Raw genomic sequence first — 26,300 nt, 5'->3', positions numbered from 1 at the left:
CCCCTCTTTTCGGCAGGATGTTCGAAAAGAGGGGCCTGTTTGCGTGTGTACACCCTTATTTGGAAAGCAAAAGTCCGCACCGGGAAAAGTCCGGAAGCATATACTGGTGCAGTACCATGAGAGGAGAGATCATTTTGGCTGAAGAGACAAAATATGTCTCCCTGTCCCTGGAGCTGCACCTGTTTTTTGCCCGCATCATGAAGGAGCATGCACTGTTCCTGGAGGCGGGCTTTACGCCTGTGAATGGGGACTTTGCCAGGGAAGCGGAGCTTTATAAACGGGAATTTGAGGCGATTCTGCGCCGGGCTATCTGCCTGAGCAACGGTTTGCTGGACCGGTGCGTGCTGGATTCCGGCGAACTTTTCACGGAATTCACCGCCAATGCGGAGCGGCAGACCCAATGCTTCACCGGCATCCAGATCGACCAGGCCATTACCATAATGGAAGCAGGCCTGCGCTGCGGGACACCCTGCTGCGTCCCGCCGGCGCTGTGGCGGCAGGTCCGGCAGCTGAACCGGGCGGCTATCCGGCTGCTGGATGGCCTGATCGGCTTCAAGGAGCGCATTTTGAAAGGCGTACTCAGCTGCCGGATGTTCACTATGAACTATCCCCTGCTGATCGAGCATATCATCCGGGAGGCAAAGCTCTACCGGAGCTTTGTACGGGACCTGGAAAAGGGCGACCTAGACGGCCAGTCCATGCGGGAGACGGAGATCTTCTGGAACCGGATCATGATGGAGCATGCCCAGTTCATCCGGGGACTGCTGGATCCGGTGGAGGATACTCTCATCAGGACTTCGGATACTTTTGCCCAGGAGTATGCTACGCTGTTGGCCAGGACCAGAGAGGTGAACAACGCGGCGCTGATGCGGCAGGAGGCGCTGAAGGAGACTCTGCGTTTCCGGGAGTTCAAGACCGCCGGGGTCCAGGGAATCGCAGACTGCGAGATTCGGTCTGTCATCCTTCCCCTGTTGGCAGACCACGTTCTGCGGGAGGCCAACCACTATATCCGCCTGCTGCGTGCTTAGAAAAAGAGCGGGCGCAGAGCGTATGCTTCTGCAAAATAAAAGATCGCCGCAAGCGATAGGACGCTTGCGGCGATTTGGCGGAGATGGAGGGATTTGAACCCCCGCACGCCTTGCGGCGCCTACCGGATTTCGAATCCGGACCCTTCAGCCACTTGGGTACATCTCCATACAGCAACGGTTACGACAGCTATTATGCCATAGTTTTTCCTTGGTTGCAAGCGCAATCCGCGTTTGCGGTGCAGAAAATGCAGGGAGGCGGGAGAGATATGCGGGTATACATTTGGGGAGAGCCGGAGCGATACGGAAACTATCGGCGGGCGGTGGAGGCTGCCGGAGGAACCGTACAGTTTCATGGTGACCCCGCGGAGTGCGGTGCGCTGCTGCTTCCGGGCGGCGGAGATGTGGAACCCTGGAGGTACGGGCAGGCGAACATCGCCTCCCGGGGCCTGGAGCCTGACCGGGACGCAGCGGAACTGGAACTGCTGGACCGTTTCCTGGCCTGGAAAAGGCCGGTTCTGGGTATCTGTCGGGGAATCCAGACCATCAACGTTTATTTCGGCGGCACGTTGGTCCAGGATTGGCCGGGGCACAGCGCAGTTTCCAGGGCGGACCGCTGTCACAGCGTTTGCACCACCGCCTCTCCACTGCGGGATATCTGCGGAGACCGGTGCATAGTGAACAGCGCCCACCACCAGATTCTGGACCGCATCGGGGTGGGCCTGCGGGTCATCCAGTGGGCACCGGATGGGGTCCCGGAGGCGGTTTGCCATGAAACACTGCCGGTCTGGGGGGTTCAGTGGCATCCGGAGAGACTGGATAGCACCGTTGGCGAGACGCTACTGCGGGCGTTTTTATCTCAATAGGAGAAAATTGTGAAAAATTGAAATAAAACGCCTTGACAGATATGCGGTTTCATGCTATCATAACAAAGCTGACGATTTCCACGGAGGGCATACGCAGGTGTAGCACAATGGTCAGGGCACCAGCCTTCCAAGCTGGGGATGCGGGTTCGATTCCCGTCACCTGCTCCATTTTTATTCGCGCCAGTAGCTCAGCTGGATAGAGCAACTGCCTTCTAAGCAGTAGGCCAGGGGTTCGAGTCCCTTCTGGCGTACCAGCTCTCTTTTGGAGCGATAGTCAGCCTGTAATCCGCGTCATATGTGGTGGGTGTAGTTCAATTGGCAGAGCACCGGATTGTGGTTCCGGGCGTTGTGGGTTCGAGTCCCATCACCCACCCCAGACAATGGTAGGGGATCGGGGTTGCCCCGGTCCCCTGCTTCTTTCCACATTGGGGCGTCGCCAAGTGGTAAGGCAAGGGACTTTGACTCCCTCATCCGCTGGTTCGAGTCCAGCCGTCCCAGCCACGCCCTTTTTCGTCACGGACGTTACCATAAAATACCCGATCCGGTAGCTCAGTCGGCAGAGCAACTGCCTTTTAAGCAGTGGGTCCGGGGTTCGAATCCCCGCCGGGTCACCACGTCGGAGCAAGCTGCATATCGCTTGCTCCGACTTTTTTACAAAAGTCAGAGCGCGCACATTCCGCTGCTCCTCCTTTCCGAATCGAACCCGCTGCGCTAGGCTTCGATTCGGTTTTTTGTGCAGATTTGGAAGCCTCTGCCTGGAAAGCGTTCACGCTTTCCAGCTCGTCGCAAGCGCCATATCGCTTGCGACGCATTTTTTATGCTCCGCGTTAAAAACACATTCAGCGCACATCCTGCTGCTCCTCGCTTCCGAACAGGATTCACTTCTCCTGATTTCTGCGGCTGTTTTAGAGGTGAAGAACTGCGGCAGAATCAAAAAACTGTACCAGGCGGCGGAATTGTGGTATGATAAGGAAGAATTCAAACGCGAGAGGTGCTGTTCATGTACGACGAACTGACGGAAGTTGATATCAGGAAAATGCAGGAGGAGATCGACCACCGGATACGGGTCCTGCGGCCTCAGCTGATCGAGGAGGTGCAGACCGCCCGGGCCTTTGGCGATCTCAGCGAGAACTTTGAATATAAGTGTGCCAAGCAGGCCAAGAACCGCAACGAGAGCCGTATCCGCTACCTGGAGCGGATGATCCGCACCGCCAAGGTCATCGAGGTGAAGGAACAGGAAGATACGGTGGGCCTGTTTGACAAGGTGACTATTTTCAATGAGATGGTGAAGAAGGAGATGACCATCCAGATCGTCACCACTCTGCGGCAGGACGCTTTGAAGGGCCTGATCAGCAAGGAATCCCCGGTGGGCAAGGCACTGATAGGTCATCAGGTGGGTGACCGGGTCCAGGTGGAGGTGAACCCCGCTCTGAAGTATTTTGTGGAGATCCGGGCCATCGAGAAGGGCCAGGACGACGAATCCCTGGAGATCAGCGCATATTAAGTACCACCGCCGGACCGAAGTCCGGCGGTTTTTCTTGACGTTGCGATAAAGGCCCGCTATGATGAAAGAGCGGAGATAAAAACACGGCCCGGTTGGTAGTCCGGGCGTCCCCGGAAGGGGATCAGTAACCTGCCTCCTTGGTTGTCCGTTCTCCGGATGCTTTTTTAAGGAGGACACGCACATGGAACAGGGATACGCAGAGTTGACCGTCTTGTTTGAGGACCCCTTTTGGGTGGGGATCTACGAACGGAGGGAGGGTCGGACCTACCAGGTCTGCAAGATCACCTTCGGCGCTGAGCCGAAGGACTATGAGGTCTATGCCCTTCTACTGGAACATTGGCGGCATTTGCCATTCAGCCCATCCATGGAGGCGGCAGCGCCGGAGGAGCGGCGGATCAATCCCAAGCGGATGCAGCGGCAGATCCAAAAGTCGCTGCAGAACACTGGGATCGGAACCAAGGCCCAGCAGGCGCTGCAGCTTCAGCGGGAGCAGGGGAAGGAGGCCCGCAAAAAGACCTCCCGGGAGGAACGGGAGGCGGAAGCGGATCGCCAGTTTGCCCTGCGCCGGGAAAAACGGCGGGAGAAGCATAAGGGCCATTGAGCCGAGCCCCGGAGCGTCACGCTCCGGGGATTTTCCTGTTTCCAGGCTTGTCCGATGCCCTGATTTTTGTTATACTGGCGGTACGTTGGGAGAGGGGGCGGTGCGCATGCATTTCATCCAGGCCAAGAGTATTCTCTCTGCCCAGAACGGCATGAATCTCTACCGGGGCTGTACCCACGGCTGCATCTACTGCGACTCCCGCAGCACCTGCTACCAGATGGACCACCCCTTTGAGGATGTGGCGGTGAAGAACAACGCCCCGGAGCTGCTGGAGGAAGCCCTGCGGCGAAAGCGGCGGCGGTGTATGATCGGCACCGGCTCCATGTGCGACCCCTATCTGCCGCTGGAAAAGGACCTGCGGCTGACACGGCAGTGTCTGGAGATCATCGACCGGTATGACTTTGGCGTGTCCATTCTCACCAAGTCGGACCTGATCCTACGGGACCTGGATGTGCTGAAACGCATCAATGAGAAAACAAAGACGGTGATTTGCACCACCCTGACCACCTTTGACGAGGACCTGTGCCGCATTCTGGAGCCTAACGTCTGCACCACCCGAAAGCGCTTTGAGATGCTGCGGACCATGCGGGAAAACGGCATCCACACCGGCATGTGGCTGTGTCCCATCTTGCCATTCATCAACGACACGGAGGAAAACCTTCGGGGGCTATTGGACTATTGCTTCGCAGCAGGGGTGGAGGTCATTGTGAACTTCGGCTTTGGCGTCACCCTGCGGGACGGGGACCGGCAGTACTTTTATCAGCAGCTGGATAAACACTTTCTCGGCCTAAAAGACCAATATATACGACAATTTGGGGACAGCTATCAGTGCTCCAGTCCCAACCATGCGGCTCTATGGAAGATTTTCCGGGCAGAGTGTGAAGACAGGGGTGTGATCTGGGAGCCAGAGAAGGCCATGGCCTGGCTGATGAAATTTGAGGACCGACAGGCCGGACAACAGCTGAACTTGTTTACATAAAATGATTAAGGAGGAACGGATATGTTATTTCTCTGTTATCCCAAGTGCACCACCTGCCAGAAGGCCAAGGCCTATCTGGACGCCAACAGCATTGCCTATGAATTCCGGGACATCAAATTGGAGAACCCCACGCTGGAGGAGCTGACGACCTGGTGGAAGGCCAGCGGCCTGCCCCTGAAGAAATTTTTCAACACCAGCGGATTGCAGTATAAAGCGCTGAATCTGAAGGACAAGCTGCCCGCCATGAGTGAGGAGGAGCAGCTGGCGCTGCTGGCCACCGACGGAATGTTGGTGAAGCGGCCCATCCTGGTGGGGGACGGCTTCGTGCTGACCGGCTTCCGTCAGGCGGAGTGGGATGAGAAGCTGAAATGATCCAACGATACGACCTTGCGCCTTTGGACGGCATCACCAAGGTGGTGTTCCGCCGGGTGTGGAACCGGCACTTCGGCGGCGCGGACCGTTGCTTCATCCCCTTTTTCTCACCTACGGACCACCATGTGATGACGGCCCGGGACTTCCGGGAGTTGGACCCTGCCCAGAACCGGGACCTGCCCTCGGTGCCCCAGGTCATGAGCTGCAAGGCGCCGGATTTTGTATGGGCAACGGAGGTGCTGGGGGACCTGGGCTACACTGAGGTGAATCTGAACCTGGGCTGCCCTTCCGGCACCGTTACCGCCAAGGGAAAGGGGGCCGGATTCCTGGCAAAGCCCGAAGAACTGGACCGCTTTTTTGACGAGGTGTTCTCCCAGGTGAAGCTGCCGGTGTCCGTCAAGACCCGGCTGGGCATCTCGGACCCGGCGGAATTTGAGCGGCTGCTGGAAATTTATAACCGCTATCCCATTGCCTGCCTCACCATCCACGCCAGGGTGCAGAAGGAGAAGTACCGGGGGCCGGTCCATCTGGAGGAGTTCGGCCGGGCGCTGGAGAACAGCCGTAACCCGGTCTGCTATAACGGCGACCTACGGACCGTGGCGGAGGTGCGGACTCTTGAGGAGCGGTTTCCCGGTGTGGAGTCCGTGATGATTGGCCGGGGCGCCGTGGCGGACCCGGCGCTGCTGCGGAAGCTCCGGGGCGGTCCCGCCGCCACCCGGGAGGAGCTGCAGGCTTTTATGCAGGACCTGTACCGGGAGTACCAGGCCTTTTACGGTCAGGTGGGCACCGCCGCCCAGCGGATGCGGGAGGTCTGGTTCTATCTGATCCATCTCTTTGACGACGCGGAGCGGCTAAATAAAAAGCTGCGGCGCTTCAAAAATCCTGGCGAGTACGAGGCCATTGAGGCCGCCATCTTCGCGGAGCTGCCCCTGCGGGACCATTCCGAGGGAGATTTGATATGAGAGAAATTACCCATGTCCAATGGACATGGGTAATTTTATTTAAAATAAAATTCAACTTAACTTTCATAAAATTAAAATTTATATTTATTTTATGAAAGGAGGCGCGACGCTATGACCAATATCCCTCCCTGGGTGGCGGAGCTGGAGGACGAGGACCTGGCTTTCGTGAAAAAGTTTATCCTGGCCTCCGGATCCCTGAAAGAAATGGCGTCGGTATACGGCGTCAGCTACCCCACGGTGCGGCTGCGGCTGGATCGGCTCATCCAGAAGATACACCTCAGTGCGACGGTGGAAGCGGACCCCTATGTGTCTCTGGTGAAGCGGCTGGCGGTGGATGACAAGCTGGACTTTGACACGGCCAAGCGTTTGATCACGGAATACCGGAAAACGAAGGAGGCGGAGTGAGATGGAAATTACAGCTAATATCACCATCATGTTATTTATCTTTTTAATCGTTTTTGTAGCAGGCGGCATTCTTTTGCAGATTTTCCTCTCCAAACGGGAGAGCAAGTGGCCGGGGCTCATTCTGCCGCTGTTGCCCTTTTTGTACTCCCTGCTGATGGCGTGCAGCGCGGTAGCCTACAGCGAGAAAACCATCTGGGGGCCTATTCTGGCGTCCCTGATTCTTGGCAATATCCCCACGGTGATCCTGCTGGCTATCTATGCAGCATGCCGGGAAAAGCGCCGCAAGCGGGGCGAACTGGATAAAATGCAGATCAAAGACCTGTGAAAAAAGACATCCACCGGGTCGGTGGATGTCTTTTCTTTAGAACTTCAGTAGATTCAGGCCGATCTCCGGGCTGTATGCCCGGTCCACGGTGCTGGGGATGACCGTTACTACCAGCTCGGCGGTGGCGCTGATGACGGCCTTGTTCAGATGACCGCCCACCACATGGCCGGTCGCGTCCCCGGCGCTCAGGTGCAGGTGGCAGTAGAATTCGCCGTCCATGGTGCTGACGGTGCCGGTGAGGGAGACGATCTCATAATAGCCTTGGAAGCTATTGGCGTAGTATTTCTTCTCGTCGGGCTTAAAGATGCCCAGGGTCAGGTCGTTGACCGCACCCAGCCCTTGCACGGTAGCCAGCTGGATGCCCTCCTTGAGGGACAGGACCTTCACCTGCTCCAATATTTCTTCGCCCGGGTCCAGCCGGACGATGTAGGTATTGTCAAACTTGCGGTATTCCATAGTCTTCTCCTTTTTGAGGGCAGATTTTCCATTAAGATACCACAACTCCAGAGAAAACTCAAGACAGAGTCAGGTCTCCGTCTTTCACCCAGCCCAGCTTGCGGCACACCTGGTTGATGGCAGGGGCCAGGATGGCAGGGAGAATGAAGGAGATCAGAATCAGGCCCACCCAGTCAAAGGCTGTGGGGGACAGAGCAGCAGCGCCGTTGGAAATGGCCTGTTCGCTGGGGGCCACCCAGCCGGTCCACACGCCCAACTGGCCGCACAGACCGCAGGTGCCCATGCCGGAGTTGATGGCGGCTCCGTTCATTTCCAGCTTGAACAAGCAGGTGGCGATGGGGCCGGTGATGGCAGAGACCAGCGTGGGAGCGATCCAGATCCGGGGATTTTTCACGATGTTGGGCATCTGCAGCATGGAGGTGCCCAGGCCCTGGCTCACCAGGCCGCCCCAGCCGTTCTCCTTGAAGCTCATGACGGCGAAGCCCACCATCTGGGCACAGCAGCCCGCCACAGCGGCACCGCCCGCCAGACCCGTCAAGCCCAGCACGGAGCAGATGGCGGCGGAGGAGATGGGCAGCGTCAGAGCCACGCCTACCAGTACGGATACCAGAATCCCCATCAGGAAGGGCTGCAGCTCCGTGGCGTGCATGATGAGCTGGCCGAAGGCGCTGGCCACCTTGCCGATGGGAGGTGCGATGATATAGGCGGCGCCAACGCCGATGAGGGTGGTGACGATGGGTGTCACCAGAATGTCAATTTTGGTCTCTTTGCTGATGGCCTTGCCGCACTCGGAGGCGATAATGGCTACGAACAGCACTGCCAGGGGACCGCCCGCACCGCCCAGCAGGTTGCAGGCATAGCCCACGGCGGCCAGGGAGAACAGCACCAGCGGCGGAGCCTGGAGGGCGTAGCCGATGGCGATAGCCATGGCGGGACCGCTCATGAAGGAAGCCAGACCGCCTACGGTGTAGGGGACCTTTTCAGCAATCTGGGCAGTGAGGAAGCCAATGTGGAACTGAGCGCCGATGGTGTTCAGGATCGTGCCGATCAGCAGAGAGCAGAACAGGCCCTGGGCCATGGCGCCCAGAGCGTCGATGCCGTACCGCTTGGCAGAGAAAATGATGTTTTTGCGTTTCAGAAAAGTTTTGACATTTTCCATGGAGAGCACCTGTTTCCTTTGTTAAATAAAAGTGGTAGACAGGTGTCTTGACACCTGTCTACCACACTATACATGGAAATATTGGGATTGTCAACAGGGATTTTCAGCCTTCTACCAGAACCCCCATATCCCGGAGGGCCGTCCGGACCCGCTGGAAAGCGTCTTCACTGGGGCAGGATAGGGTGTGGAGGTGGATGCCCTCCGTCAAGTCCGACAGGGGCCGGGCATCTGCCTGGGTGCAGCGGACGATGAACTGGGTCACATCGTACCGGCTGGAAAGCTGGAGAGGGCCGGTAAGCTGGCCGTAGATGGGATGCTCTACGATCACGTCCAACACGGTGCAGCCCTGGTCCACCATGGCGTTCAGCTCCGTCTCCATGCCAAGGGCGTCGTGGCGGCAGGCCACCTGCCGCACCAGACCTGCCGGGGAGGGCTGGTGCGCCACATAGCCCCTGGGCGTGGCAGAGATGTCCGCTCCTGCGGCCCGCAGGAGGGCAATGTCCCCCACAATGATCTGCCGGCTGACGGAGAACTGCCGGGCCAGGGATGCGGCGCTGACCGGAAGGCCGGATTGATTCAGAATGTCCAGAATGGCTTGGCGGCGTTCCTCGGCGCGCATGGGCAGATCCCTCCTTTGTGTCATGTCAGCAGTATACCACATTGCGGGGAAATTGCAAACAAAAAGGAGAGCGTACTGCGCTCTCCTTTTCGCAGGGCTTTAGCCGCCCAGATATGCTTTTTTGATGGCAGGGGAGGCCAGAAGCTCCTTGCCGGAGCCAGAGGTGACGATTTTGCCGGTCTCCAGCACGTAGCCACGGTCAGCTACGCTCAGGGCCGCGGCAGCATTCTGCTCCACCAGCAGGATGGTGGTGCCCTCCTTGTGGAGGTTCTGGATGATCTCGAAGATCTGCTCCACCAGGATAGGGGCCAGGCCCATGGAGGGCTCGTCCAGCATCAGCAGCTTGGGGTGGCTCATGAGGGCGCGGCCCATGGCCAGCATCTGCTGCTCACCGCCGGAGAGGGTACCGGCCACCTGCTTCATACGCTCCTTCAGCCGGGGGAACAGCTCATAGACATGCGCCAGGTCCTGGTCGATGGCCTTGCCGCTCTGGGTGTAGGCACCCATTTCCAGATTCTCCTGGACGGTCATCTGCAAGAACACCCGGCGTCCCTCGGGGACCAGGGCCAGACCCTTGGAGACGATTTTGTGGCAGGGGATCTTACCCAGGTTCTCGTCCATGAAGGTGACGGAGCCAGTGCGGCTGTGCAGCAGGCCGGAGATGGTGTTCAGGGTGGTGGACTTGCCGGCGCCGTTGGCGCCGATCAGAGTGACGATCTCACCCTCGTTCACCTCGAAGGAGATGCCCTTGATGGCATGGATGCTGCCGTAATAGACGTTGATGTCGTCAACTTTCAGAATAGATGCCATGGATCACGCCTCCTTTTGTTTGCCCAGATACGCCTCGATGACCGCCGGGTTGGACTGAATGTCCTCGGGGGTGCCCTTGGCGATGATACGGCCGAAGTTCAGCACGGCGATGCCCTCGCAGATGTTCATGACCAGGTTCATGTCGTGCTCGATCAGCAGAATGGCGATCTGGAAGGTATCCCGGATCTTGCGGATGTTTTCCATCAGCTCGGCGGTCTCGGAGGGGTTCATGCCGGCGGCGGGCTCGTCCAGCAGCAGCAGGCTGGGATTGGTGGCCAGGGCACGGACGATCTCCAGACGGCGCTGGGCGCCGTAGGGGAGGGAGCCGGCCTTGGTGTCCGCCAGGTCCGCCATGTTGAAGATGGACAGCAGCTCCAGAGCGCGCTCGTGGGCCACCCGTTCCTCCTTCCAGAAGGCGGGGAGGCGGAAGATGCCGGTCCACATGTTGTAGCGCATGTGGGCGTTCATGGCAACGGTGACGTTCTCCTCCACCGTCAGGTCGTTGAACAGGCGGATGTTCTGGAAGGTACGGGCGATACCGGCCCGGTTCACCTGGGCGGTGGTCATGTTGTGGGTGTCGTTGCCGTCCAGCAGGATGGTGCCCTTGGTGGGCTGGTAGACCTTGGTCAGCAGGTTGAAGACGGTGGTCTTGCCGGCGCCGTTGGGGCCGATGAGGCCGGTGATCTCCGTGCGGCCGATGGCCATGTTGAAGTTTTCCACGGCGGCCAGACCGCCGAAGTTGATGCCCAGGTTGATGCACTCCAGGATGGGCGTCTTGTCAGCGTCCCGCTCCGTCAGCAGGTTGGGAGAGGGCATGGGAACCAGTTTCGGGAACATGTCAGACGGCCTCCTTTCCGGTGGGCTTGTGCAGCTTGAAGCGGCTGAAGAATGTCTTGAGGGTGGGGTTGTTGGTGGCCAGCATCACCAGGATCAGCACGATGGCGTACACCAGCATCCGGTAGTCGGAGAAGGCACGCAGCAGCTCCGGCAGGACCGTCAGGGCGGCGGCCGCGATCAGGGAGCCCCACAGGTTGCCCAGGCCGCCCAGCACCACGAACACCAGGATCAGGATGGAGGTGTTGAAGTTGAACTTGGTGGCCTGCAGGGAGGAGAAGTTCAGGCCGTACAGGGCACCGGCGGCACCGGCCAGGGCGGCGGAGGTGACGAAGGCCATCATCTTGTACTTGGTGATGTTGATGCCCACGCTCTCGGCGGCGATGGCGTTGTCCCGAAGGGCCATGATGGCCCGGCCGGCACGGCTGTGCTTCAGGTTCAGCACCACGAACAGGGTCACCATCACCAGGATGAAGCCGGCGGTGAAGCTGGCGATGGTGGTGGTGCCGGTAGCGCCCTGGGCGCCCTTGATGATGGCGATGCCGCCTTCCTTCATGCCCAGGTCGTCGATGGTCTTGCTGCCGGTGAGGTTGAAGGCCATGTGGAGGCCCTTGGCATCATAGCCCACCAGCAGGCAGTTCACCAGGTCCTTGATGATCTCGCCGAAGGCCAGGGTCACGATGGCCAGATAGTCGCCCCGCAGACGCAGCACAGGGGTGCCCACGATGGCACCGGCGATGGCAGCGGCGGCGGCACCGATGACCATGGCTACCGCCAGACGCAGCGGCGCGGCGGGAATGATGTTCTGCAGGCTCATGGCGGCCACGATGCCGGAGAAGGCGCCCACGCTCATAAAGCCCGCGTGGCCCAGGCTCAGCTCGCCCAGGATGCCCACCGTCAGGTTCAGGGACACGGCCATGGACATATAGCAGCAGATGGGGACCAGCTGGCCGGTGAGAGAGCGGCTCAGGCTGCCGTTGGACTTGAGGACGTTCATCACCACAAAGAGGATGATGACCCCCAGATATGTCAGGAAATCCGTGCGGGTGTGCTGTTTGATACGCAGTTTTTTCATGTCCCTCACCTTACACTTTCTCCGGGACATACTTGCCCAGCAGGCCTGCGGGTTTCACCAGCAGGACGATGATCAACACGGCGAACACGATGGTGTTGGCCAGGTTGGTGGAGATGTAGGCCTTGGCCATGGCCTCGATGACGCCCAGCAGCAAACCGCCCAGGAAAGCGCCGGGGATGGAGCCGATGCCGCCGAACACGGCGGCAGTGAAGGCCTTGATGCCGGGCATGGAGCCGGTGGTGGGCTGCAGCGTGGGATAGGAGGAGCACAGCAGCACGCCGGCGATGGCCGCCAGAGCGGAGCCGATGGCGAAGGTGGTGGAGATGGTGGCGTTGACGTTGATGCCCATGAGCTGGGCAGCGCCCTTATCCTCGGAGCAGGCCCGCATGGCCTTGCCCATCTTGGTCTTGCTGGTGAAGAGGGTCAGGGCGATCATGATGACGATGCAGGAGGCCATGGTCAGCAGAGAGATGTAGGAGATGGAGAGCTGACCGCCAAACAGCTGCAGGGCGTTGGACTCGCCCTGGGCGTTGGTGGTGGGGATCAGGGAGGGATAGACCTTGGGGGCCGCCTTCCAGATCAGCAGGGCAGTGTTCTGCAGGAAATAGCTGACGCCGATGGCGGTGATCAGCACGGCCAGGGAGGGGGCGCTGCGGAGGGGCTTGTAGGCAAGGCCCTCAATGACGATGCCCAGCACCGTGCAGACCACCATGGCCAGAATGAGAGCCAGCCAGCCGGGCAGGCCCAGATAGCTGATGGCGCAGAAGGAGATATAGCCACCCACCATGATGACATCGCCGTGGGCGAAGTTCAGCATTTTGGCAATGCCGTACACCATGGTGTAGCCCAGGGCGATGATGGCGTATACGCTCCCCAGGCTGATGCCGCTGATCAGATAGGAGAGAAATTCCATAGGGACACACCTCTTTTTCTTTCATTCGATCTTCTGAATTTCTATGGCAGAAAAACGGACAGAAAGCGTCCTTCTGCCCCTGTTTCCGCCATAGAACGCGGAACGCGGGGGACCGCCGGAAGGGGGCTGCCCCCCTCCGGCGGATCGCTGTTGTCTGGAACAGAAAACTCAGGGCAGAACGTAGGTGCCGTTCTCGATGACAACGGCCATGGGGGCCTTGGAGACCTCGCCATTGGCGGACCAGGTCATGCCCTGGCCGGTCAGGCCATCCACGGAGATGGAGGACATGACGCCCACCAGAGCCTCGCAGATGTCGGCGGAGGACATGTCGCCGGTGCAGCCGGCGGCTTCCAGAGCGGCCTTGACGATGTACACGCCGTCATAGGCGTCGGCGGCAAACTGGTTGGGGATCTCGCCGTAAGCGGCCTGATAGGCCTTCACGAAGTTCTGGGTGCGCTCGTCAGTGGCGTCGGCGGAGAAGGGGGTCAGCAGCATAACGCCCTCAGCCAGAGCGGTGTCGAAGCCCTCCATGGTCAGGATGCCGTCCATGCCGTCCACGCCGAAGAAGGTGGGAGCATAGTTCATGGCGGCGGCCTGGGTCAGGATGACGGAGGCGGGCTGATAGTAGATGGGCAGGAACACGGTGTCGGCGCCGGCGGCCTGGGCAGCGGTCAGCTGCACGGAGAAGTCGGTGGCGGTGTCAGCGGTGAAGGTGCCCTCATAGACGAGCTCCAGGCTGTTGGCCTTGGCCTGAGAGACGAAGGTGTCGCGGATACCCTGGGAATAGGCGTCGTCGTTGCGGTAGATCACAGCGATCTTGGCACCGGCCATGTTGGCAGCCATGTAGTCGGCGGAGGCGATGCCCTGGTTGGGGTCGGTGAAGCAGACCTGGAAGACGTTGTCGCCGGGGGCGATGACGTCGGTGGAGGAGGCGGAGGGAGTCAGCATGAAGGTGCGCTCCTCAGCGGCCTTGGCGGCAACGGCGATGGAGGCGCCGGTGGTGGTGGGGCCGACCATGACCTGCATGCCCCAGTCCATCAGGGTGTTGTAGGCGTTGACGGAGGTCTCGCCGTCAGCCACGTCGTCCTCGGACTGGAACTCGAACTTGATGGCGCTGTCGCTGGCGTTGATCTCGTCCACGGCGATCTTGGCGCCGTTGGCCACGGCCTGGCCGTAGATGGCGGCGTCACCGGTCAGGGGGCCGATGGTACCCAGCTTGAAGGTGCTGCCGCCTTCGGCGGTCTCACCGCTCTGGGCGGGGGCGTCGTTGTTGGCGGGGGCAGAGGTTTCGGACTTGCCGCCGCAGGCAGCCAGGCTGAGGACCATGACCATGGCCATCATGAGTGCGAAAAACTTCTTTTTCATCTTGATTTCTCCTTTTTGAAATAGGGTATATCATACAAAAAAGCGGCTCCGCCATGAAGCGGAGCCGCTTTGCTGTATCAAACAGTCAGGCGGACTTTCGCATCCTTGGCGCGTTCATGTTTTCGCATACCAGCAGGACTACCAGCAGTACCAGTACCAGCAGGGAGCCGGCCAGAATGGACAGGCGCACGTTCAGGCCGCAAATAATAATGGACGCCATGATAATGGCGTCCAGAATCAGAGCAATATTGGCAGACCGCATGGAAGCGGCCTGGGCGCAGGAAGAAGCGGCGTTCGCGCAGGGAGCGGACGCACCGTGAGACATCTGAGTGGTATACATGGACTTCATCATGGTGTTCAGCTCCTTTCCGCGGGTTGCCCGCCTTTGATTGTTTTTAATTCTAGCGGTTTAGTGTCGAAAAGTCAACCGTCACATTGACGGTAAAATCAACAGAAATGACTTGTTAAAACGTAAGCAACTGTCGGATACATACAAAAGTGCCCAAAATACGGGAGAATAATGGGCCTGCGTTGTCTGAAAAAAAGACCAGACCACGTAAAGGCTCCCCGGCAGCAAGCCGGGGAGCAGCGGTTCAGGAGCAGTGTTTTGAGCAGTTGGCGCAGTCGCCGCAGCAGCCACTCTTGCGACGGCGGCAGAAGCGCAGAGCCAATACCAGCCAGCTGCCCACCAGCAGCAGAATCAGCAGTTCCAGCATGGCGGCACCTCCTTACGCCAGCAGCAGGGCGATCTGGTGGACCAATAGAGCTGCCACCCAGGCAATGGCGCACTGGCTGAGTGCCACACCGGCGGCCTTCCAGCCGGAGCCCAATTCCCGCTTGACGGCGGAGATGGCAGCCACACAGGGGGTGTACAGCAGCGTGAATACCAGAAAGCTGGCGGCGGTGACAGGAGTGAACAGGGTGCCCAGAGCTGCTGCGGATACATCGGCCCCGGCGCCGGTGAGGATACCCAGGGTGGAAATGACGGATTCCTTGGCAATGAAGCCGGTGATGAGGGCGGTGGATACCCGCCAGTCTCCGAAGCCCAGAGGGGCAAACAGGGGCGCGATCCAGGCACCCACGGTGGCCAGCAGGCTGTTGGCACTGTCCGTCACCAGATTCAGCCGGGTATCAAAGGTCTGGAGGAACCAGACGATGATGGTAGCCACGAAAATGACGGTAAAGGCCCGGGTCAGGAAGTCCTTGGCCTTGTCCCAGCACAGCTGCCCCACGCTGCGGGCGGAGGGGAAGCGATAGTTGGGCAGCTCCATGACGAAGGGGACCGGGTTGCCCTTATAAGCCGTGGCGCCCAGGACCTTGGCGGCGATGATGCCCACCAGGATACCGCCCAGATACAGGGTGATCATCACCAGGGCCGCATGCTCCGGGAAGAAGGCGGCGGTGAACACGCCGTAAATGGGGATCTTGGCGGAGCAGCTCATAAAGGGCGTCAGCAGAATGGTCATGCGGCGGTCCCGCTCCGAGGCCAGGGTCCGGGTGGCCATGATGGCGGGCACGGAACAGCCGAAACCGATCAGCAGGGGCACGATACTGCGGCCGGACAGGCCCATTTTCCGCAGCAGCTGGTCCATGAAGAAGGCCACCCGGGCCATGTATCCGGTATCCTCCAGAATGGACAGGAAGAAGAACAGCACCACGATGATGGGCAGGAAGCTCAACACGCTGCCCACACCGGCGAAGATACCGTCGATGACCAGACTGTGGACCACCGGGTTCAGGCCGTAGGCTGTCAGGCCCGCGTCCACAGTGGCAGTGAGGGCGTCGATGCCCGCCGCCAGGAGGTCGGACAGAAAGGCGCCGATCACGTTGAAGGTCAGATAGAAGATGCCTAGCATGATGCCGAAGAACAGAGGGAGAGCCAGATACTTGTTGGTGACCACCCGGTCAATGGCCTCGCTGCGGGCACGTTCTTTGGATTCCCGGCATTTCACCACCGTGTCCCGGCAGACACCCTCGATAAAGTCGTACCGCATGTCCGCCAGGGCAGCGTTGCGGTCCATGCCGTGCTCGGTCTCCATCTCCTGAACGCTGTGCTCGATCAGCTCCAGCTCGTTCTGGTCCAGCTCCAACCGCTCCCGGATATCCTGGTCGTCCTCAATGAGCTTGGTGGCGGCGAAGCGTACCGGCAGACCGGCGGCCTCTGCGTGGTCTTCAATCTGGTGGACTACCGCGTGGATGCAGCGGTGAACGGGACCGGGGGAGCAGAAGTCGTAGACCGTGGGATAGGTCCGGCTTCTGGCGGTGGTCACGGCAATGCGGATCAGCTCGTCCACACCCTGGTTCTTCACAGCGGAGATGGGCACCACCGGGATGCCCAGCGCTTTGCTCATGCCCTTGATGTCGATGGTTCCGCCGTTGGCGCTCACCTCATCCATCATGTTCAGGGCCAGCACCATGGGGACGCGCATTTCCAGGAGCTGCAGGGTCAGGTACAGGTTCCGCTCGATGTTGGTGGCGTCCACGATGTTGATGATGCCGTCGGGCTTCTGATTGATGATGAAGTCCCGCGTGACGATCTCCTCCGGCGTGTAGGGCCGGATGGAGTAGATGCCCGGCAGGTCCACCACTGTACAGTCCTTCTGGCCCCGGACGGCACCGGACTTCTGATCCACGGTCACGCCGGGAAAGTTGCCCACATGCTGGTTGGAGCCGGTGAGCTGGTTGAACAGCGTGGTCTTGCCGCAGTTCTGATTGCCGACCAGTGCAAAGATCATAGGTCCTTCACCTCCACAGAGATATTGCGGGCGTCCTCTTTTCGCAGGGACAGGGCGTAGCCCCGTACCCGCAGCTCAATGGGGTCCCCCAGTGGCGCGATCTTCTCCACCCGGACGGTGGTCTTGGGGATCAGCCCCATATCCAGAAGACGGCAGCGGAGGGCACCCTCGCCCCCCACGGCGGTGATAACGGCCTGCTGGCCGATGGGTAAAGTGTCTAGTGTCATATCAGTTACCTCCAAGAGTTAGCCTCTTCTAACTATCGAGAGTTTAACACAACTAACTCCTGGCGTCAAATGCAAAACTGACAAAAATCTGCAGAAAAAAACAGGGTGCGGATTGTATAAGTCGCAGAGAGCAGCGGGCAGACTTCTCGGCTTGCTCCGGCAAGCCGGACATGGTATACTGAGTCCGAGGTGATTTTTTATGCTGACATTCAACCATTTCAATTTTAATGTATCCGATCTGGACAAATCCCTGGCCTTTTATAAGGAGGCCCTGGGCTTGGAGCCGGTGCGCCGGAAGGACGCCGAGGACGACAGCTTCATCATCATGTTCCTGGGGGACGGTAAGACGGATTTCCGTCTGGAGCTGACCTGGCTGCGGGACCATCCCCAGAAGTACGACCTGGGCGAATGTGAGTTCCACCTGGCCATGCAGGCGGAGGATTATGAGGCCGCTCACAAAAAGCATGAGGAGATGGGCTGCATCTGCTTCGAAAATCCCAAAATGGGCATCTACTTCATCAGTGACCCCGACGGCTACTGGATCGAGGTCATCCCCACCCGGTAAATCTGGAAACCTCCCGGAGTTTGTCCGGGAGGTTTTTCCTGTTTTTGGTCTTGACAGGAGCAGGACAGGAGATTATTCTCTAATTAGTTGATGATACAACTATTTGGAGGTGCAACATGGATGTGACGAATCGGCGGATTACCAAGATCGCCCGGGAGGTAAACAAGCTGGTCATCCGGACCATGAAGGAGACCGGCATCGGCTCCGGGGAACTGGATCTGCTTCACGCAGTCCGACACAGTCCCGGGGCGTCCCAGCGGGAGATCGGGGAGCAGCTGAACATGGACAAGGGGGCGGTGGCCCGCCGGGTGGCCAGCCTGGAGAGCAAGGGGTATCTGATTCGCCGTTCCAGCCCCGAGGATGGCCGGGTCCAGATGCTGTATGCCACGGAGAAGGCAGAGAGCCTGAAGTGCTCCAAGGCCGCCGTGGAGACCGCTTTTTACGAGTGGCTGCTGGAGGAACTGACGGAGGAAGAGCGGGAGACTTGCGCCGATTTGCTGGACCGGCTGTACCGCCGGACCAAGACGGAGAGCCGCAGCGGCTTTCCCAGCATGTCTTCCCGGCTGGAGGGACTTCTGTGAGGCCCGGCGGAGACCGGCCGGACCAGGTGACCTTCTACTTCCGCCGGGAGTGGAGGCCGCTGGTCCTGGTAACGGTGACAGGTGTCTTATTTAATGTGGGCCTGGTGACCGGACCGCTATTCGAGGGCAGATTGGCCCAGTGCCTGCTGGAGGTCCTGCGGGGAGAGACTGTCTGGCCCGTCATGGCGAAGCTGGCGGCGCTGTACGCGGTGGTGACGGCAGTGGTCCAGGCGCTCCGGTATGGAAAACGATTTTTCATTCGCCGCTTCGCCAACAACGTGAACCGCCGGATGAAGGCGGTGCTTTACGCCGGCCTGCTGCGGCGGCAGCGGCCGGAGCTTCAGGAAGAAAGCGTGGGCAGCCTGCTGACCCGGGCCATCTCCGATGTGGACGCCTGTGCCGAGGGTATGCGGAAATTCACCACTGAGATCTTTGATACCGGTGTGGCCATGGTGGCATATGTGGGGCTGCTGGCGTCCTATGACTGGCGGCTGACCATTCTGGCCTGCCTGTTTCCGCCTGCGGCCTTTTTCCTGGCAAGCCGGATGAAAAAGCCTGTTGCCCGGTGCGCGGCAGCCTGGAAGGAGAGTGCGGGGCGGCTGAACGAGGCCACGCTGGACCGGGTCTCCGGCGCCGTGACCTACCGGGTCTTCGGTTTGGAGGAGAAGCGGAACGAGGCCTACGAGGAGCGGCTGGCAGACTATGAGCACCGGGCCGTGGCGGCCCACCTGTGGGAGGGCATCATGCAGCCGCTGTACCGCGCCTTGAGCATGGCCGGTGCGCTGATGATCGTCTGGCTGGGCAGCCGCAACGTCATGGGCACCGGCTGGGTGTCCTGGGATATCGCGGCGTTCACCACCTTCCTGGCCTGCTTTACAAAATTGTCGGTGAAGGTGTCCAAGGCGGCAAAGCTGTTCAACGCCGTTCAGAAGGCCCAGGTCTCCTGGGTGCGGGTCAAACCCCTGCTGAAGAGCGGCAGCCTGCCGGAGGAGACGGCCCCCGCCGCCCCGGCTGCATTGGAGGTGGAGGGACTGACCTTCGCCTATCCCCAGGGGGAGACGGTGCTGCGGGATGTGAATTTTACTGCCGCTCCCGGCCAGATCGTGGGCGTCACGGGGCCGGTGGCCTGCGGGAAGTCCACTCTGGGCAAGGCATTTCTCTGTGAATATCCCTACCAGGGCAGCATTCGCTTCGGCGGAAAAGAACTGCGGGACATGACGGCGGCGGAGCGCACCGGAGTGGTGGGCTATCTGGGCCACCAGCCGGAGCTGTTGGGAGACAGTGTCCGGGAAAATGTGCTGCTGGGCAGCTCCGGCAGTCCGGACCCCTGGCTCAGGGCAGTTTGCCTGGAGGAGGAAGTGGCTGCGATGCCCGATGGGGCGGACACCCAGGTGGGCAGCGGCGGCATCCGACTCTCCGGCGGACAGCAGGCCCGACTGGCTCTGGCCCGGACCCTGTGCCACCGGCGGCCGGTGCTGATCCTGGACGATCCCTTCTCCGCCGTGGACAAGGCCACAGAAGCACAGATCATGGACCATCTGGAAACTCTGGCGGGGGACGGTATCATCCTTCTGCTGTCCCACCGGCTGGACCTGTTTGACCGGTGCGACCAGGTGATCTGGATGGAGGAGGGGCGGTGCCGGGTGGGCACCCACAGGGAACTGCTGAAGACCTGTGATGCATACGCCCAGGCGTTCCGGGCGCAGAAGGGAGGCAGCCATGAAGCGGAATGAGACCTTGCTGGGTATTCTGGGCCGGGTACTGTGGCATCAGCGGCTGCTGACCGCCGGCCTGCTGCTGGCGGTGGCCGGTTCCGTGGTCCTGGCTCTGGTGCCGCCTCTGGTGCTGGAGCGGGTGGTGGACCGGCTCACCAACGGGGAGATGGTGTCCTTTGCATTGGCCCTGCTCTATTTCCTGACTCTGGCCTTGTCCGGCATTGTGGACGCGGGAAAGGAGACTCTCATCACGGTTCTGGGCCAGAAGCTGACCCGTGGACTGCGCCATGCCATGTGCGCCAAGCTGTCCCGGATGCCGGCGGCCTGGTTCTCCAGACAGGACCCCGGTGCCATCGCCTCCCGCTTCGTGGGCGATGTGGACACGGTGGAGGCTCTGTTTGCCTCCGGCGTGGTCAGCATGGCGGCGGATATCTGCAAGATCGTGGGCATCCTGGCGGTGATCTGGGTAAAGAGCCGGGGCCTGGGGATCCTGATGCTGCTGGTAACACCCTTGCTGTTCATCATGACCCGGGTGTTCCAGAAGCGGATGCTGCGGGCTCAGCTGGAGCACCGGGCGGCAGTGGCCAAGGCCAGCCAGCAGGTGCCGGAGACCATCCGCAGCATCCGCACGGTCCATACTCTGCGAAAGGAGCGGTACATGGCCCGGCGCTATGATGATGCCATCCAGGCAGGCTACTGGGCCATGGAGCGCACCAACTTTTATCAGGCCCTGTATTCTCCCATCATCGTGACGGTCAGCGCCGTCATGGTGGCGCTGGTGATGACCCTGTCCGCCATGGGCGGCGGCCTGCGGGAGTTCTTCGGCATGTCTGTGGGCACTGCTGTGGCTATCATTGCGTACATATCCAAGGTCTTCGAGCCGCTGGAGAGCATCGGCATGGAGATCCAGAGTATCCAGTCCGCCGTGGCCGGTGTGCGCCGCATCCAGGCCTTCCTGGCGGAGCCGGAGCAGCCGCCCGCTGACGAGCGGGTGACGCTGGAGGCGCTGTTGTCCAGCGGCCAGCCGGCAGTGGAGCTGAAGGATGTGTCCTTCAGCTATGACGGCCAGCATCCGGTGGTGTCCGGCTGTGACCTGACGGTGGAACCGGGGGAGACCGTGACCGTTACCGGCCGTACCGGTGCGGGCAAGACAACCCTGTTCCGGCTGGTGCTGGGACTGTACCCGCCGGGAGACGGCAGCGTCCGGATCTTCGGCACAAAGGCGGCAGATCTACCACCTGCTGTCCGGCGACGGCTGTTCGGCTATGTGGAGCAGTCCTTCCGTCTGGTGCCCGGCACGGTGGCGGACCAGATCACCCTTTGGGATGCGGCCATCAGCCGGGAGCAGATGGAGAACGCCGCCAGAATGGTGGGCCTGCACGACACCATTTTGGCCCTGGACCGGGGATACGACACCCCCTGCGCCGAGGGACTGTTCTCTCAAGGGCAGCTTCAGCTGCTGGCTATCGCCCGGGCGGTGGCTGCCGACCCCGCCATTTTGCTGCTGGACGAGATCACCGCCAGCCTGGATACGGCCACGGAGGCCCGGGTGCTGGAGGCTCTGCGGCGGGCCGCTGCCCACCGGACGGTGCTCTCTATTTCCCATCGGCTGTACCGGGAGACCGGCGGCCGCCAGTTCAGCCTGACATAATGGAGCGCAGAAAAAACGAGGAGATGTATCTGTAATATCATCTCTCTGAAATGGATCACGGAAAGTGCAGCAAAAATGCCAGGCACAGTCGTGCCTGGCATTTTTGCATTTTTGAAATTGGGGGACGCCGCAGGGCTCAATCGAGGTCAATATGGTTCTGGATGCGCTGCATGATCATCTCCAGGGCCACCAGATTGTGACCGCCCTCCAGCACCACGATATCCGCGTATTTCCGGGAGGGCTCCACATACTGCTCATGCATGGGCTTGACCGTGGTGAGATACTGAGTCACCACGGACTGCAGAGTCCGGCCCCGCTCTTCCACGTCCCGCAGTGCCCGGCGGAGGATGCGAACGTCCGCGTCAGTCTCCACGAAGATCTTGATGTCGAACATATCCCGTAAGGTGGGATTCTGGAAGATCAGGATGCCCTCCACGATGATGACCTTGTTGGGCCAGACCGTCATGGTTTCGTCGGTGCGGTTATGATCGGAGTAGGAGTATACCGGGCACTGGATGGAGCGGCCTTCCTTCAGCTCCTGCAGATGATGGATCAGCAGCTCCGTATCGAAAGCATTGGGGTGGTCGTAATTCACCTTGGCCCGCTCTTCGTAGGTCTTGCCCTCCTGGCGCTTGTAATAGCTGTCATGGCCGATGACGGTGACGCTGTCCCCGAAGTGTTCTTTCAAGTGCCGGGTCAGAGTGGTTTTGCCGGAACCGGTGCCGCCGGCGATGCCGATCAGAATCGTGCCCATAGGTCGCTTTCCTCCCATGCTTCTGCCCGGATGTGAAGATACGGGCCTCTTTTTGACCTCATTATAAAAGCGGAAAAGAGCAAAAGCAAGAGACAGGGTAGGCAAAGTGTGAATTTCCCGAAAATTCGACGGTGCGGTCTTGACGGCATGGGAAAAAACCGATATTATGTAAAGTATAGAATAAACACGGGAGGATATGTCATGGCCATGATCCACTGCCCCAAGTGCGGGGAGAAATACTCCGATACATATAGAGAATGTCCCTTCTGTGAAGAGGAGGAGGCCCTGCTGGACGGAGAGGAGATCCGCCGCAGCCCCAGACGGGGCAGACGGGCGGCCCACAGCCGGCAATTCAATCTGATCACCCCCACCCTGATCGTCCTGATCCTTCTGATGGCGGGCCTTTTGATCTACCTGCTGTATGGAGACAAGCTGTCGGAGAAATTCGGCGGGGAAAAGACCCCGGAAACCCCTGTGGAGGACGTGACACCCGGGACCATGCCCGAGGAACCGGACACCCAGGAGCCGGATGACAGCCAGAGCGGCGTCATGCCCGAGACTCCGGACGAACCGGATGCCCCGGTCCAGGAGCCGGAACAGCCGGCGGAGCAGGAGTCCAGCGACTATGAGACGGCGGCCAAGCTGCCTGACGGCCTGAGCCTGAGCACCAAGGACTTTACGCTGAAATCCCTGGGCGAGAGCCACACCATCCGGGTCTCCGGCGGCAGCAGCACCTATCAATGGATCAGCCAGGACGATGGCATCGCCTCCGTGGACCAGAGCGGCAAGGTGGTGGCTGTCTCCAACGGCACCGTCAACGTGCTGGTGACGGACGGCAGCAAGAAGGCCGTCTGCATCGTCCGGGTGAATGCTCCCGGCGGTACCACGGCCACCACGCCGACTGCTCCTGCGGAGAGCGGCTCCCTGAAAGCGGGACCCGCGGTGGTCGTCAACGGCGGCAACGGTGTCCGCGTGCGCTCCGGTCCCAGCACGGACCATGAGATCCTGGCTACGGTGCCCAACGGCGCGGATATCCAAATTGTGGAAAGCGCCGGAAACGGCTGGTACAAGATCACCTTCTCCGGCGTGGGCGGTAAAGCGACCACCGGTTACATGAAGGGCGACTTCCTGAAAAACAGCTGACGATGATCCCATATCCCCGGATGCACGGCATCCGGGGATATTTCGTTGCGCGGCGGCGGAAAACGTGGTATCATATACCCTGGATCGTTATGAAGATAAAGGAGAGCCCTTATGACCACCAGAGAATTTCAGGAAAAATCGGCTCTGCAGATTTTCCTGTCCTATTTCAGGCCCCACAAAAAACTCTTTCTCATGGACCTGTGCTGCGCCCTGATGATCTCGGTCATCGATCTGGCGTTCCCGGCGGTATCCCGCTGGTGCATGTATGAGCTGCTTCCCCAAAGCGCCTACAAGACCTTCTTCGCCGTCATGGCGGTGGTGCTGGCAGCCTTTGCGCTGCGGGCGCTGCTGACCTATATCATCTGCTACTGGGGCCATACCTTCGGTATCCTGGTGGAGGCGGATATCCGCCGGGACCTGTTCCGCCACATGCAGGAGTTGTCCTTTGACTACTTTGACCGCAACCGCACCGGCCAGCTCATGAGCCGCCTGACAGCGGACCTCTTTGACATTACAGAGCTGGCCCACCACGGCCCGGAGGACATCTTCATCTCCGGCGTTACCATTGTAGGTGCGCTGGTTGTGATGTTCACCATCCAGTGGCGGCTGGCACTGGTGATCGCCTGCATCCTGCCCATCTTCTTCCTGGTGGTGTGGAAGTGCCGCGCCTCCATGCAGGAGGCCTCCCGGCGGGTGAAACAGAAAACCGCCACCATCAATGCCGACATCGAGTCCGGCCTCTCCGGCATCCGGACTGCCAAGGCTTTCGCCAACGAGCGGGCGGAACTGAAGAAGTTCGAGTCCTCCAATGACAGCTTCAAAACCTCCAAGCGCCAGTTTCACAAGGCCATGGGCCGCTTCAATGCCACCATGGAGTTCTTTTTGTGCGCCCTGTCCGCGGTGGTGATCGCGGTGGGCGGATTCCTGATCATGAAGAACAGGATGACCACCGTGGACCTGATCACCTTCAGCCTGTATATCACCGCTTTCGTCAACCCGGTCCGCAAGCTGTCCAACTTTGCGGAGATGTTCGCCAACGGCACGGCAGGCCTGGGCCGGTTCATTGAACTGATGCGGACGGAGCCTGCCATGCAGGACGCCCCTGACGCCAGAATGCTCTCCAAGGTGGAGGGCCGCATCGACGTGGACCACGTCAGCTTTGCCTACCAGGATGACCTGGCGGTGCTCCACGACGTGGACCTGCATATTCAGCCCGGTGAGACCGTGGCGGTGGTGGGCCCTTCCGGCGGCGGCAAGTCCACCCTCTGTCAGCTGATCCCCCGTTTTTACGATGTGTCGAAGGGCGCTATTCGCATTGATGGGAACGATGTGCGGGACGTGACGCAGGAGTCCCTGCGGCAGAATGTGGGTGTGGTGCAGCAGGATGTGTTCCTGTTTGCCGCCAGCATTCTGGAGAATATCCGCTACGGCCGTCCCGGGGCCACTGAGGAAGAGGTGGCGGAGGCCGCGAAGCTGGCTGAAATTTATGATGATATCGTCGCCATGCCCGACGGTTTCAACACCTATGTGGGTGAGCGGGGCACCCTGCTCTCCGGCGGCCAGAAGCAGCGCATCTCCATCGCCCGTATCTTCCTGAAAAATCCCCCGGTGCTGATCCTGGACGAGGCTACCTCTGCCCTGGACAGCGTGACGGAGGCCAAGCTCCAGGAGACCTTTGAAAAGCTGTCCCAGGGGCGTACCACCATCATCATCGCCCACCGGCTTTCCACCGTCCGCAATGCTGATCGCATCGCTGTGGTGGAGGATGGCCGCATTGCGGAGCTGGGCAGCCACGAGGAGCTGATGGCAAAGGACGGCGCCTACGCCGCACTGGTCCGGACACAGGAGCTGCGCCATGGATAAAACAACGCTGCTGGACCGGCTAGGGGCCGTGGGAGAGGACCGGCTGCTGCTGGCCAAGGTCCTGGATCGGGCCCGGCAGGCCAGTGACCGCAATATCCCGGCGGCCACGGATTTCCTGAGCCCTCAGCAGCAGATGCAGACCTTTGATCTGCTGCGGCTGGCGGGCATCCCGGAGACGGGATATGTTCGCCTGGGGGGCTATGAGGGAGCGGAACGAAACCTGTTTCTGTTTCTCCCGGACTGGCTGGAGCCGGAGGATGCCGCCTCCCAGAGCCCCATCCGCTGCCTGCGGGCAGCCTTCCGGGCGGAGGAAAAGCTGACGCACCGGGACTTCCTGGGCAGCCTCATGGGCATGGGAATCGTCCGGGAGAAGCTGGGAGATATCCTGGTGGGCCCTGACAGCGCGGACCTGGTGGTGCTGGACAGCGTGGCTGATTTCCTGTTACAGAGCTGGACCTCCGCCGGACGGGCGAAGCTGACCGTCAAGGAGATCGACCCTGCCCACATCCACATCCCCCAGGTCCAATGTCAGGAGGTGCGGGACACCGTCTCCTCCCTGCGGCTGGACGCGGTGGTGTCTTCGGGCTTCAAAATGGCCCGGGGCAAGGCGGCGGACCTGATCACCTCCGGCCGGGTCCAGGTGAATTGGCGGGAGTGTACCAAGCCGGACAAGCTGCTCTCGGCGGGGGACGCGGTCTCCGCCCGGGGCTTTGGCAAATTTGAACTGACCGAGGTGGGCGGCGTCACCAAAAAGGGCCGTACCGCCATTGTGCTGAAACGATACGTTTGAGGAGTG

General features: G+C 60.3%; 29 protein-coding genes and 6 tRNA genes. 21 read left to right on the top strand and 14 right to left on the bottom strand.

From position 1 onward, the window contains the following. Nucleotides 1-134 precede the first annotated feature (134 nt). Entirely contained in the window at nt 135-1,028 is an 894-nt protein-coding gene (locus JQM66_RS02160; RefSeq protein ID WP_235228163.1) for a DUF2935 domain-containing protein, read from the top strand. Nucleotides 1,029-1,103: 75 nt separating this feature from the next. On the opposite strand, the gene JQM66_RS02155 is transcribed toward JQM66_RS02160, so the two are convergent. Beyond that, a tRNA-Ser gene (locus JQM66_RS02155) sits at nt 1,104-1,194 on the bottom strand. A gap of 100 nt (nt 1,195-1,294) precedes the next feature. On the opposite strand from JQM66_RS02155, the gene JQM66_RS02150 reads away from it, so the two are divergent. The 13 genes from JQM66_RS02150 to JQM66_RS02090 all read left to right on the top strand — a co-directional run bounded on the left by JQM66_RS02150 (nt 1,295) and on the right by JQM66_RS02090 (nt 7,039). Then, a complete protein-coding gene (locus JQM66_RS02150; protein WP_235228162.1) occupies nt 1,295-1,891 on the top strand; it encodes a gamma-glutamyl-gamma-aminobutyrate hydrolase family protein in 597 nt (198 codons plus the stop codon). A 93-nt stretch (nt 1,892-1,984) separates the two neighbouring features. Next, nucleotides 1,985-2,059 (top strand) — tRNA-Gly (locus tag JQM66_RS02145). Nucleotides 2,060-2,068: 9 nt separating this feature from the next. Beyond that, nucleotides 2,069-2,145, top strand: a tRNA-Arg gene (locus JQM66_RS02140). 46 nt (nt 2,146-2,191) lie between these two features. Continuing rightward, a tRNA-His gene (locus JQM66_RS02135) sits at nt 2,192-2,267 on the top strand. Nucleotides 2,268-2,317: 50 nt separating this feature from the next. After that, nucleotides 2,318-2,392, top strand: a tRNA-Gln gene (locus tag JQM66_RS02130). A 37-nt stretch (nt 2,393-2,429) separates the two neighbouring features. After that, nucleotides 2,430-2,505, top strand: a tRNA-Lys gene (locus tag JQM66_RS02125). Between the two features lie 386 nt (nt 2,506-2,891). After that, nucleotides 2,892-3,395 carry a GreA/GreB family elongation factor gene (locus JQM66_RS02120; RefSeq protein ID WP_235228161.1) on the top strand — a complete coding sequence of 168 codons (504 nt, stop codon included), beginning with the start codon at nt 2,892-2,894 and terminating at the stop codon, nt 3,393-3,395. Nucleotides 3,396-3,576: 181 nt separating this feature from the next. Continuing rightward, a complete protein-coding gene (locus JQM66_RS02115) occupies nt 3,577-3,996 on the top strand; it encodes a YjdF family protein (protein ID WP_235228160.1) in 420 nt (139 codons plus the stop codon). 106 nt (nt 3,997-4,102) lie between these two features. Then, a complete protein-coding gene (locus tag JQM66_RS02110) occupies nt 4,103-4,975 on the top strand; it encodes an SPL family radical SAM protein (protein WP_235228159.1) in 873 nt (290 codons plus the stop codon). A 21-nt stretch (nt 4,976-4,996) separates the two neighbouring features. Then, a complete protein-coding gene (locus JQM66_RS02105) occupies nt 4,997-5,347 on the top strand; it encodes an arsenate reductase family protein (protein WP_235228158.1) in 351 nt (116 codons plus the stop codon). Next, nucleotides 5,344-6,309, top strand: a complete 966-nt coding sequence (locus JQM66_RS02100) for a tRNA dihydrouridine synthase (protein ID WP_235228157.1) — start codon at nt 5,344-5,346, stop codon at nt 6,307-6,309. Before JQM66_RS02105 ends, JQM66_RS02100 begins: the two co-directional genes overlap by 4 nt. A gap of 111 nt (nt 6,310-6,420) precedes the next feature. After that, nucleotides 6,421-6,714 carry a DUF2089 family protein gene (locus tag JQM66_RS02095; protein WP_235228156.1) on the top strand — a complete coding sequence of 98 codons (294 nt, stop codon included), beginning with the start codon at nt 6,421-6,423 and terminating at the stop codon, nt 6,712-6,714. A gap of 1 nt (nt 6,715) precedes the next feature. Then, a complete protein-coding gene (locus JQM66_RS02090) occupies nt 6,716-7,039 on the top strand; it encodes a hypothetical protein (protein ID WP_235228155.1) in 324 nt (107 codons plus the stop codon). 36 nt (nt 7,040-7,075) lie between these two features. On the opposite strand, the gene JQM66_RS02085 is transcribed toward JQM66_RS02090, so the two are convergent. The 12 genes from JQM66_RS02085 to JQM66_RS02035 form a co-directional block, all read right to left on the bottom strand. Further along, entirely contained in the window at nt 7,076-7,495 is a 420-nt protein-coding gene (locus JQM66_RS02085) for a PPC domain-containing DNA-binding protein (protein WP_235228154.1), read from the bottom strand. A gap of 58 nt (nt 7,496-7,553) precedes the next feature. Continuing rightward, on the bottom strand, nt 7,554-8,654 hold the full coding sequence (locus JQM66_RS02080) for a PTS transporter subunit IIC (RefSeq protein ID WP_235228153.1): 1,101 nt from the start codon (nt 8,652-8,654) through the stop codon (nt 7,554-7,556). A 103-nt stretch (nt 8,655-8,757) separates the two neighbouring features. Continuing rightward, complete coding sequence (locus JQM66_RS02075; RefSeq protein WP_235228152.1) at nt 8,758-9,273, bottom strand: transcription repressor NadR; 516 nt, start codon at nt 9,271-9,273, stop codon at nt 8,758-8,760. Nucleotides 9,274-9,372: 99 nt separating this feature from the next. Then, on the bottom strand, nt 9,373-10,074 hold the full coding sequence (locus JQM66_RS02070) for an ABC transporter ATP-binding protein (RefSeq protein WP_407945997.1): 702 nt from the start codon (nt 10,072-10,074) through the stop codon (nt 9,373-9,375). A gap of 12 nt (nt 10,075-10,086) precedes the next feature. Then, on the bottom strand, nt 10,087-10,899 hold the full coding sequence (locus JQM66_RS02065) for an ABC transporter ATP-binding protein (protein ID WP_235228359.1): 813 nt from the start codon (nt 10,897-10,899) through the stop codon (nt 10,087-10,089). A gap of 22 nt (nt 10,900-10,921) precedes the next feature. Further along, nucleotides 10,922-11,992, bottom strand: a complete 1,071-nt coding sequence (locus JQM66_RS02060) for a branched-chain amino acid ABC transporter permease (protein ID WP_235228150.1) — start codon at nt 11,990-11,992, stop codon at nt 10,922-10,924. Nucleotides 11,993-12,002: 10 nt separating this feature from the next. Continuing rightward, nucleotides 12,003-12,905: a branched-chain amino acid ABC transporter permease gene (locus JQM66_RS02055; protein WP_235228149.1), complete on the bottom strand. Its 903-nt coding sequence runs from the start codon at nt 12,903-12,905 to the stop codon at nt 12,003-12,005. Nucleotides 12,906-13,073: 168 nt separating this feature from the next. Next, nucleotides 13,074-14,270, bottom strand: a complete 1,197-nt coding sequence (locus tag JQM66_RS02050) for an ABC transporter substrate-binding protein (protein ID WP_235228148.1) — start codon at nt 14,268-14,270, stop codon at nt 13,074-13,076. 85 nt (nt 14,271-14,355) lie between these two features. Further along, nucleotides 14,356-14,622, bottom strand: a complete 267-nt coding sequence (locus JQM66_RS02045; protein ID WP_235228147.1) for a hypothetical protein — start codon at nt 14,620-14,622, stop codon at nt 14,356-14,358. Between the two features lie 241 nt (nt 14,623-14,863). Beyond that, entirely contained in the window at nt 14,864-14,986 is a 123-nt protein-coding gene (locus JQM66_RS12535) for a FeoB-associated Cys-rich membrane protein (RefSeq protein WP_268824283.1), read from the bottom strand. Between the two features lie 12 nt (nt 14,987-14,998). After that, nucleotides 14,999-17,005 carry a ferrous iron transport protein B gene (feoB, locus tag JQM66_RS02040; RefSeq protein ID WP_235228146.1) on the bottom strand — a complete coding sequence of 669 codons (2,007 nt, stop codon included), beginning with the start codon at nt 17,003-17,005 and terminating at the stop codon, nt 14,999-15,001. Further along, on the bottom strand, nt 17,002-17,232 hold the full coding sequence (locus tag JQM66_RS02035) for a FeoA family protein (protein ID WP_235228145.1): 231 nt from the start codon (nt 17,230-17,232) through the stop codon (nt 17,002-17,004). Before JQM66_RS02035 ends, feoB begins: the two co-directional genes overlap by 4 nt. 199 nt (nt 17,233-17,431) lie before the next feature. On the opposite strand from JQM66_RS02035, the gene JQM66_RS02030 reads away from it, so the two are divergent. The 4 genes from JQM66_RS02030 (at nt 17,432) to JQM66_RS02015 (ending at nt 21,744) form a co-directional block, all read left to right on the top strand. Then, complete coding sequence (locus tag JQM66_RS02030; RefSeq protein WP_235228144.1) at nt 17,432-17,797, top strand: VOC family protein; 366 nt, start codon at nt 17,432-17,434, stop codon at nt 17,795-17,797. Nucleotides 17,798-17,913: 116 nt separating this feature from the next. After that, nucleotides 17,914-18,378, top strand: coding sequence for a MarR family winged helix-turn-helix transcriptional regulator (locus JQM66_RS02025; RefSeq protein ID WP_235228143.1), 465 nt, complete (start codon nt 17,914-17,916; stop codon nt 18,376-18,378). Further along, the gene (locus JQM66_RS02020; protein WP_235228142.1) at nt 18,375-20,111 is read left to right on the top strand and encodes an ABC transporter ATP-binding protein; all 1,737 of its coding nucleotides are present in this window, start codon (nt 18,375-18,377) and stop codon (nt 20,109-20,111) included. Before JQM66_RS02025 ends, JQM66_RS02020 begins: the two co-directional genes overlap by 4 nt. Beyond that, complete coding sequence (locus tag JQM66_RS02015; RefSeq protein ID WP_235228141.1) at nt 20,098-21,744, top strand: ABC transporter ATP-binding protein; 1,647 nt, start codon at nt 20,098-20,100, stop codon at nt 21,742-21,744. Before JQM66_RS02020 ends, JQM66_RS02015 begins: the two co-directional genes overlap by 14 nt. Before the next feature lie 136 nt (nt 21,745-21,880). On the opposite strand, the gene udk is transcribed toward JQM66_RS02015, so the two are convergent. Further along, nucleotides 21,881-22,498 (bottom strand): uridine kinase, encoded by a 618-nt coding sequence (gene udk / locus JQM66_RS02010; RefSeq protein ID WP_235228140.1) that lies wholly within the window; start codon nt 22,496-22,498, stop codon nt 21,881-21,883. A gap of 201 nt (nt 22,499-22,699) precedes the next feature. Between udk and JQM66_RS02005 the strand changes: the two genes are divergently transcribed. The 3 genes from JQM66_RS02005 (at nt 22,700) to JQM66_RS01995 (ending at nt 26,294) form a co-directional block, all read left to right on the top strand. Then, nucleotides 22,700-23,641, top strand: coding sequence for an SH3 domain-containing protein (locus JQM66_RS02005; protein WP_235228139.1), 942 nt, complete (start codon nt 22,700-22,702; stop codon nt 23,639-23,641). 111 nt (nt 23,642-23,752) lie between these two features. Then, nucleotides 23,753-25,504, top strand: coding sequence for an ABC transporter ATP-binding protein (locus JQM66_RS02000; protein WP_235228138.1), 1,752 nt, complete (start codon nt 23,753-23,755; stop codon nt 25,502-25,504). Further along, nucleotides 25,497-26,294: a YlmH family RNA-binding protein gene (locus JQM66_RS01995; RefSeq protein ID WP_235228137.1), complete on the top strand. Its 798-nt coding sequence runs from the start codon at nt 25,497-25,499 to the stop codon at nt 26,292-26,294. Before JQM66_RS02000 ends, JQM66_RS01995 begins: the two co-directional genes overlap by 8 nt. Nucleotides 26,295-26,300: the final 6 nt, after the last annotated feature.

Origin of the sequence: Oscillibacter valericigenes (assembly GCF_021531915.1) — a bacterium.
Taxonomy (GTDB): Bacteria; Bacillota; Clostridia; order Oscillospirales; family Oscillospiraceae; genus Oscillibacter; species Oscillibacter valericigenes_A.
This window is presented reverse-complemented; position numbering and strand designations above follow the sequence as displayed.

What these genes read in the sequence shown, in the direction of transcription:
- JQM66_RS02150 (WP_235228162.1), top strand. Translation starts at nt 1,295, where the DNA reads ATGCGGGTATACATTTGGGGAGAGCCGGAGCGATACGGAAACTATCGG.
- JQM66_RS02120 (WP_235228161.1), top strand. Translation starts at nt 2,892, where the DNA reads ATGTACGACGAACTGACGGAAGTTGATATCAGGAAAATGCAGGAGGAG.
- JQM66_RS02115 (WP_235228160.1), top strand. Translation starts at nt 3,577, where the DNA reads ATGGAACAGGGATACGCAGAGTTGACCGTCTTGTTTGAGGACCCCTTT.
- JQM66_RS02110 (WP_235228159.1), top strand. Translation starts at nt 4,103, where the DNA reads ATGCATTTCATCCAGGCCAAGAGTATTCTCTCTGCCCAGAACGGCATG.
- JQM66_RS02105 (WP_235228158.1), top strand. Translation starts at nt 4,997, where the DNA reads ATGTTATTTCTCTGTTATCCCAAGTGCACCACCTGCCAGAAGGCCAAG.
- JQM66_RS02100 (WP_235228157.1), top strand. Translation starts at nt 5,344, where the DNA reads ATGATCCAACGATACGACCTTGCGCCTTTGGACGGCATCACCAAGGTG.
- JQM66_RS02095 (WP_235228156.1), top strand. Translation starts at nt 6,421, where the DNA reads ATGACCAATATCCCTCCCTGGGTGGCGGAGCTGGAGGACGAGGACCTG.
- JQM66_RS02090 (WP_235228155.1), top strand. Translation starts at nt 6,716, where the DNA reads ATGGAAATTACAGCTAATATCACCATCATGTTATTTATCTTTTTAATC.
- JQM66_RS02085 (WP_235228154.1), bottom strand. Translation starts at nt 7,495, where the DNA reads ATGGAATACCGCAAGTTTGACAATACCTACATCGTCCGGCTGGACCCG.
- JQM66_RS02080 (WP_235228153.1), bottom strand. Translation starts at nt 8,654, where the DNA reads ATGGAAAATGTCAAAACTTTTCTGAAACGCAAAAACATCATTTTCTCT.
- JQM66_RS02075 (WP_235228152.1), bottom strand. Translation starts at nt 9,273, where the DNA reads ATGCGCGCCGAGGAACGCCGCCAAGCCATTCTGGACATTCTGAATCAA.
- JQM66_RS02065 (WP_235228359.1), bottom strand. Translation starts at nt 10,899, where the DNA reads ATGCCCTCTCCCAACCTGCTGACGGAGCGGGACGCTGACAAGACGCCC.
- JQM66_RS02060 (WP_235228150.1), bottom strand. Translation starts at nt 11,992, where the DNA reads ATGAAAAAACTGCGTATCAAACAGCACACCCGCACGGATTTCCTGACA.
- JQM66_RS02055 (WP_235228149.1), bottom strand. Translation starts at nt 12,905, where the DNA reads ATGGAATTTCTCTCCTATCTGATCAGCGGCATCAGCCTGGGGAGCGTA.
- JQM66_RS02050 (WP_235228148.1), bottom strand. Translation starts at nt 14,270, where the DNA reads ATGAAAAAGAAGTTTTTCGCACTCATGATGGCCATGGTCATGGTCCTC.
- JQM66_RS02045 (WP_235228147.1), bottom strand. Translation starts at nt 14,622, where the DNA reads ATGATGAAGTCCATGTATACCACTCAGATGTCTCACGGTGCGTCCGCT.
- JQM66_RS12535 (WP_268824283.1), bottom strand. Translation starts at nt 14,986, where the DNA reads ATGCTGGAACTGCTGATTCTGCTGCTGGTGGGCAGCTGGCTGGTATTG.
- feoB (WP_235228146.1), bottom strand. Translation starts at nt 17,005, where the DNA reads ATGATCTTTGCACTGGTCGGCAATCAGAACTGCGGCAAGACCACGCTG.
- JQM66_RS02035 (WP_235228145.1), bottom strand. Translation starts at nt 17,232, where the DNA reads ATGACACTAGACACTTTACCCATCGGCCAGCAGGCCGTTATCACCGCC.
- JQM66_RS02030 (WP_235228144.1), top strand. Translation starts at nt 17,432, where the DNA reads ATGCTGACATTCAACCATTTCAATTTTAATGTATCCGATCTGGACAAA.
- JQM66_RS02025 (WP_235228143.1), top strand. Translation starts at nt 17,914, where the DNA reads ATGGATGTGACGAATCGGCGGATTACCAAGATCGCCCGGGAGGTAAAC.
- JQM66_RS02015 (WP_235228141.1), top strand. Translation starts at nt 20,098, where the DNA reads ATGAAGCGGAATGAGACCTTGCTGGGTATTCTGGGCCGGGTACTGTGG.
- udk (WP_235228140.1), bottom strand. Translation starts at nt 22,498, where the DNA reads ATGGGCACGATTCTGATCGGCATCGCCGGCGGCACCGGTTCCGGCAAA.
- JQM66_RS02005 (WP_235228139.1), top strand. Translation starts at nt 22,700, where the DNA reads ATGGCCATGATCCACTGCCCCAAGTGCGGGGAGAAATACTCCGATACA.
- JQM66_RS02000 (WP_235228138.1), top strand. Translation starts at nt 23,753, where the DNA reads ATGACCACCAGAGAATTTCAGGAAAAATCGGCTCTGCAGATTTTCCTG.
- JQM66_RS01995 (WP_235228137.1), top strand. Translation starts at nt 25,497, where the DNA reads ATGGATAAAACAACGCTGCTGGACCGGCTAGGGGCCGTGGGAGAGGAC.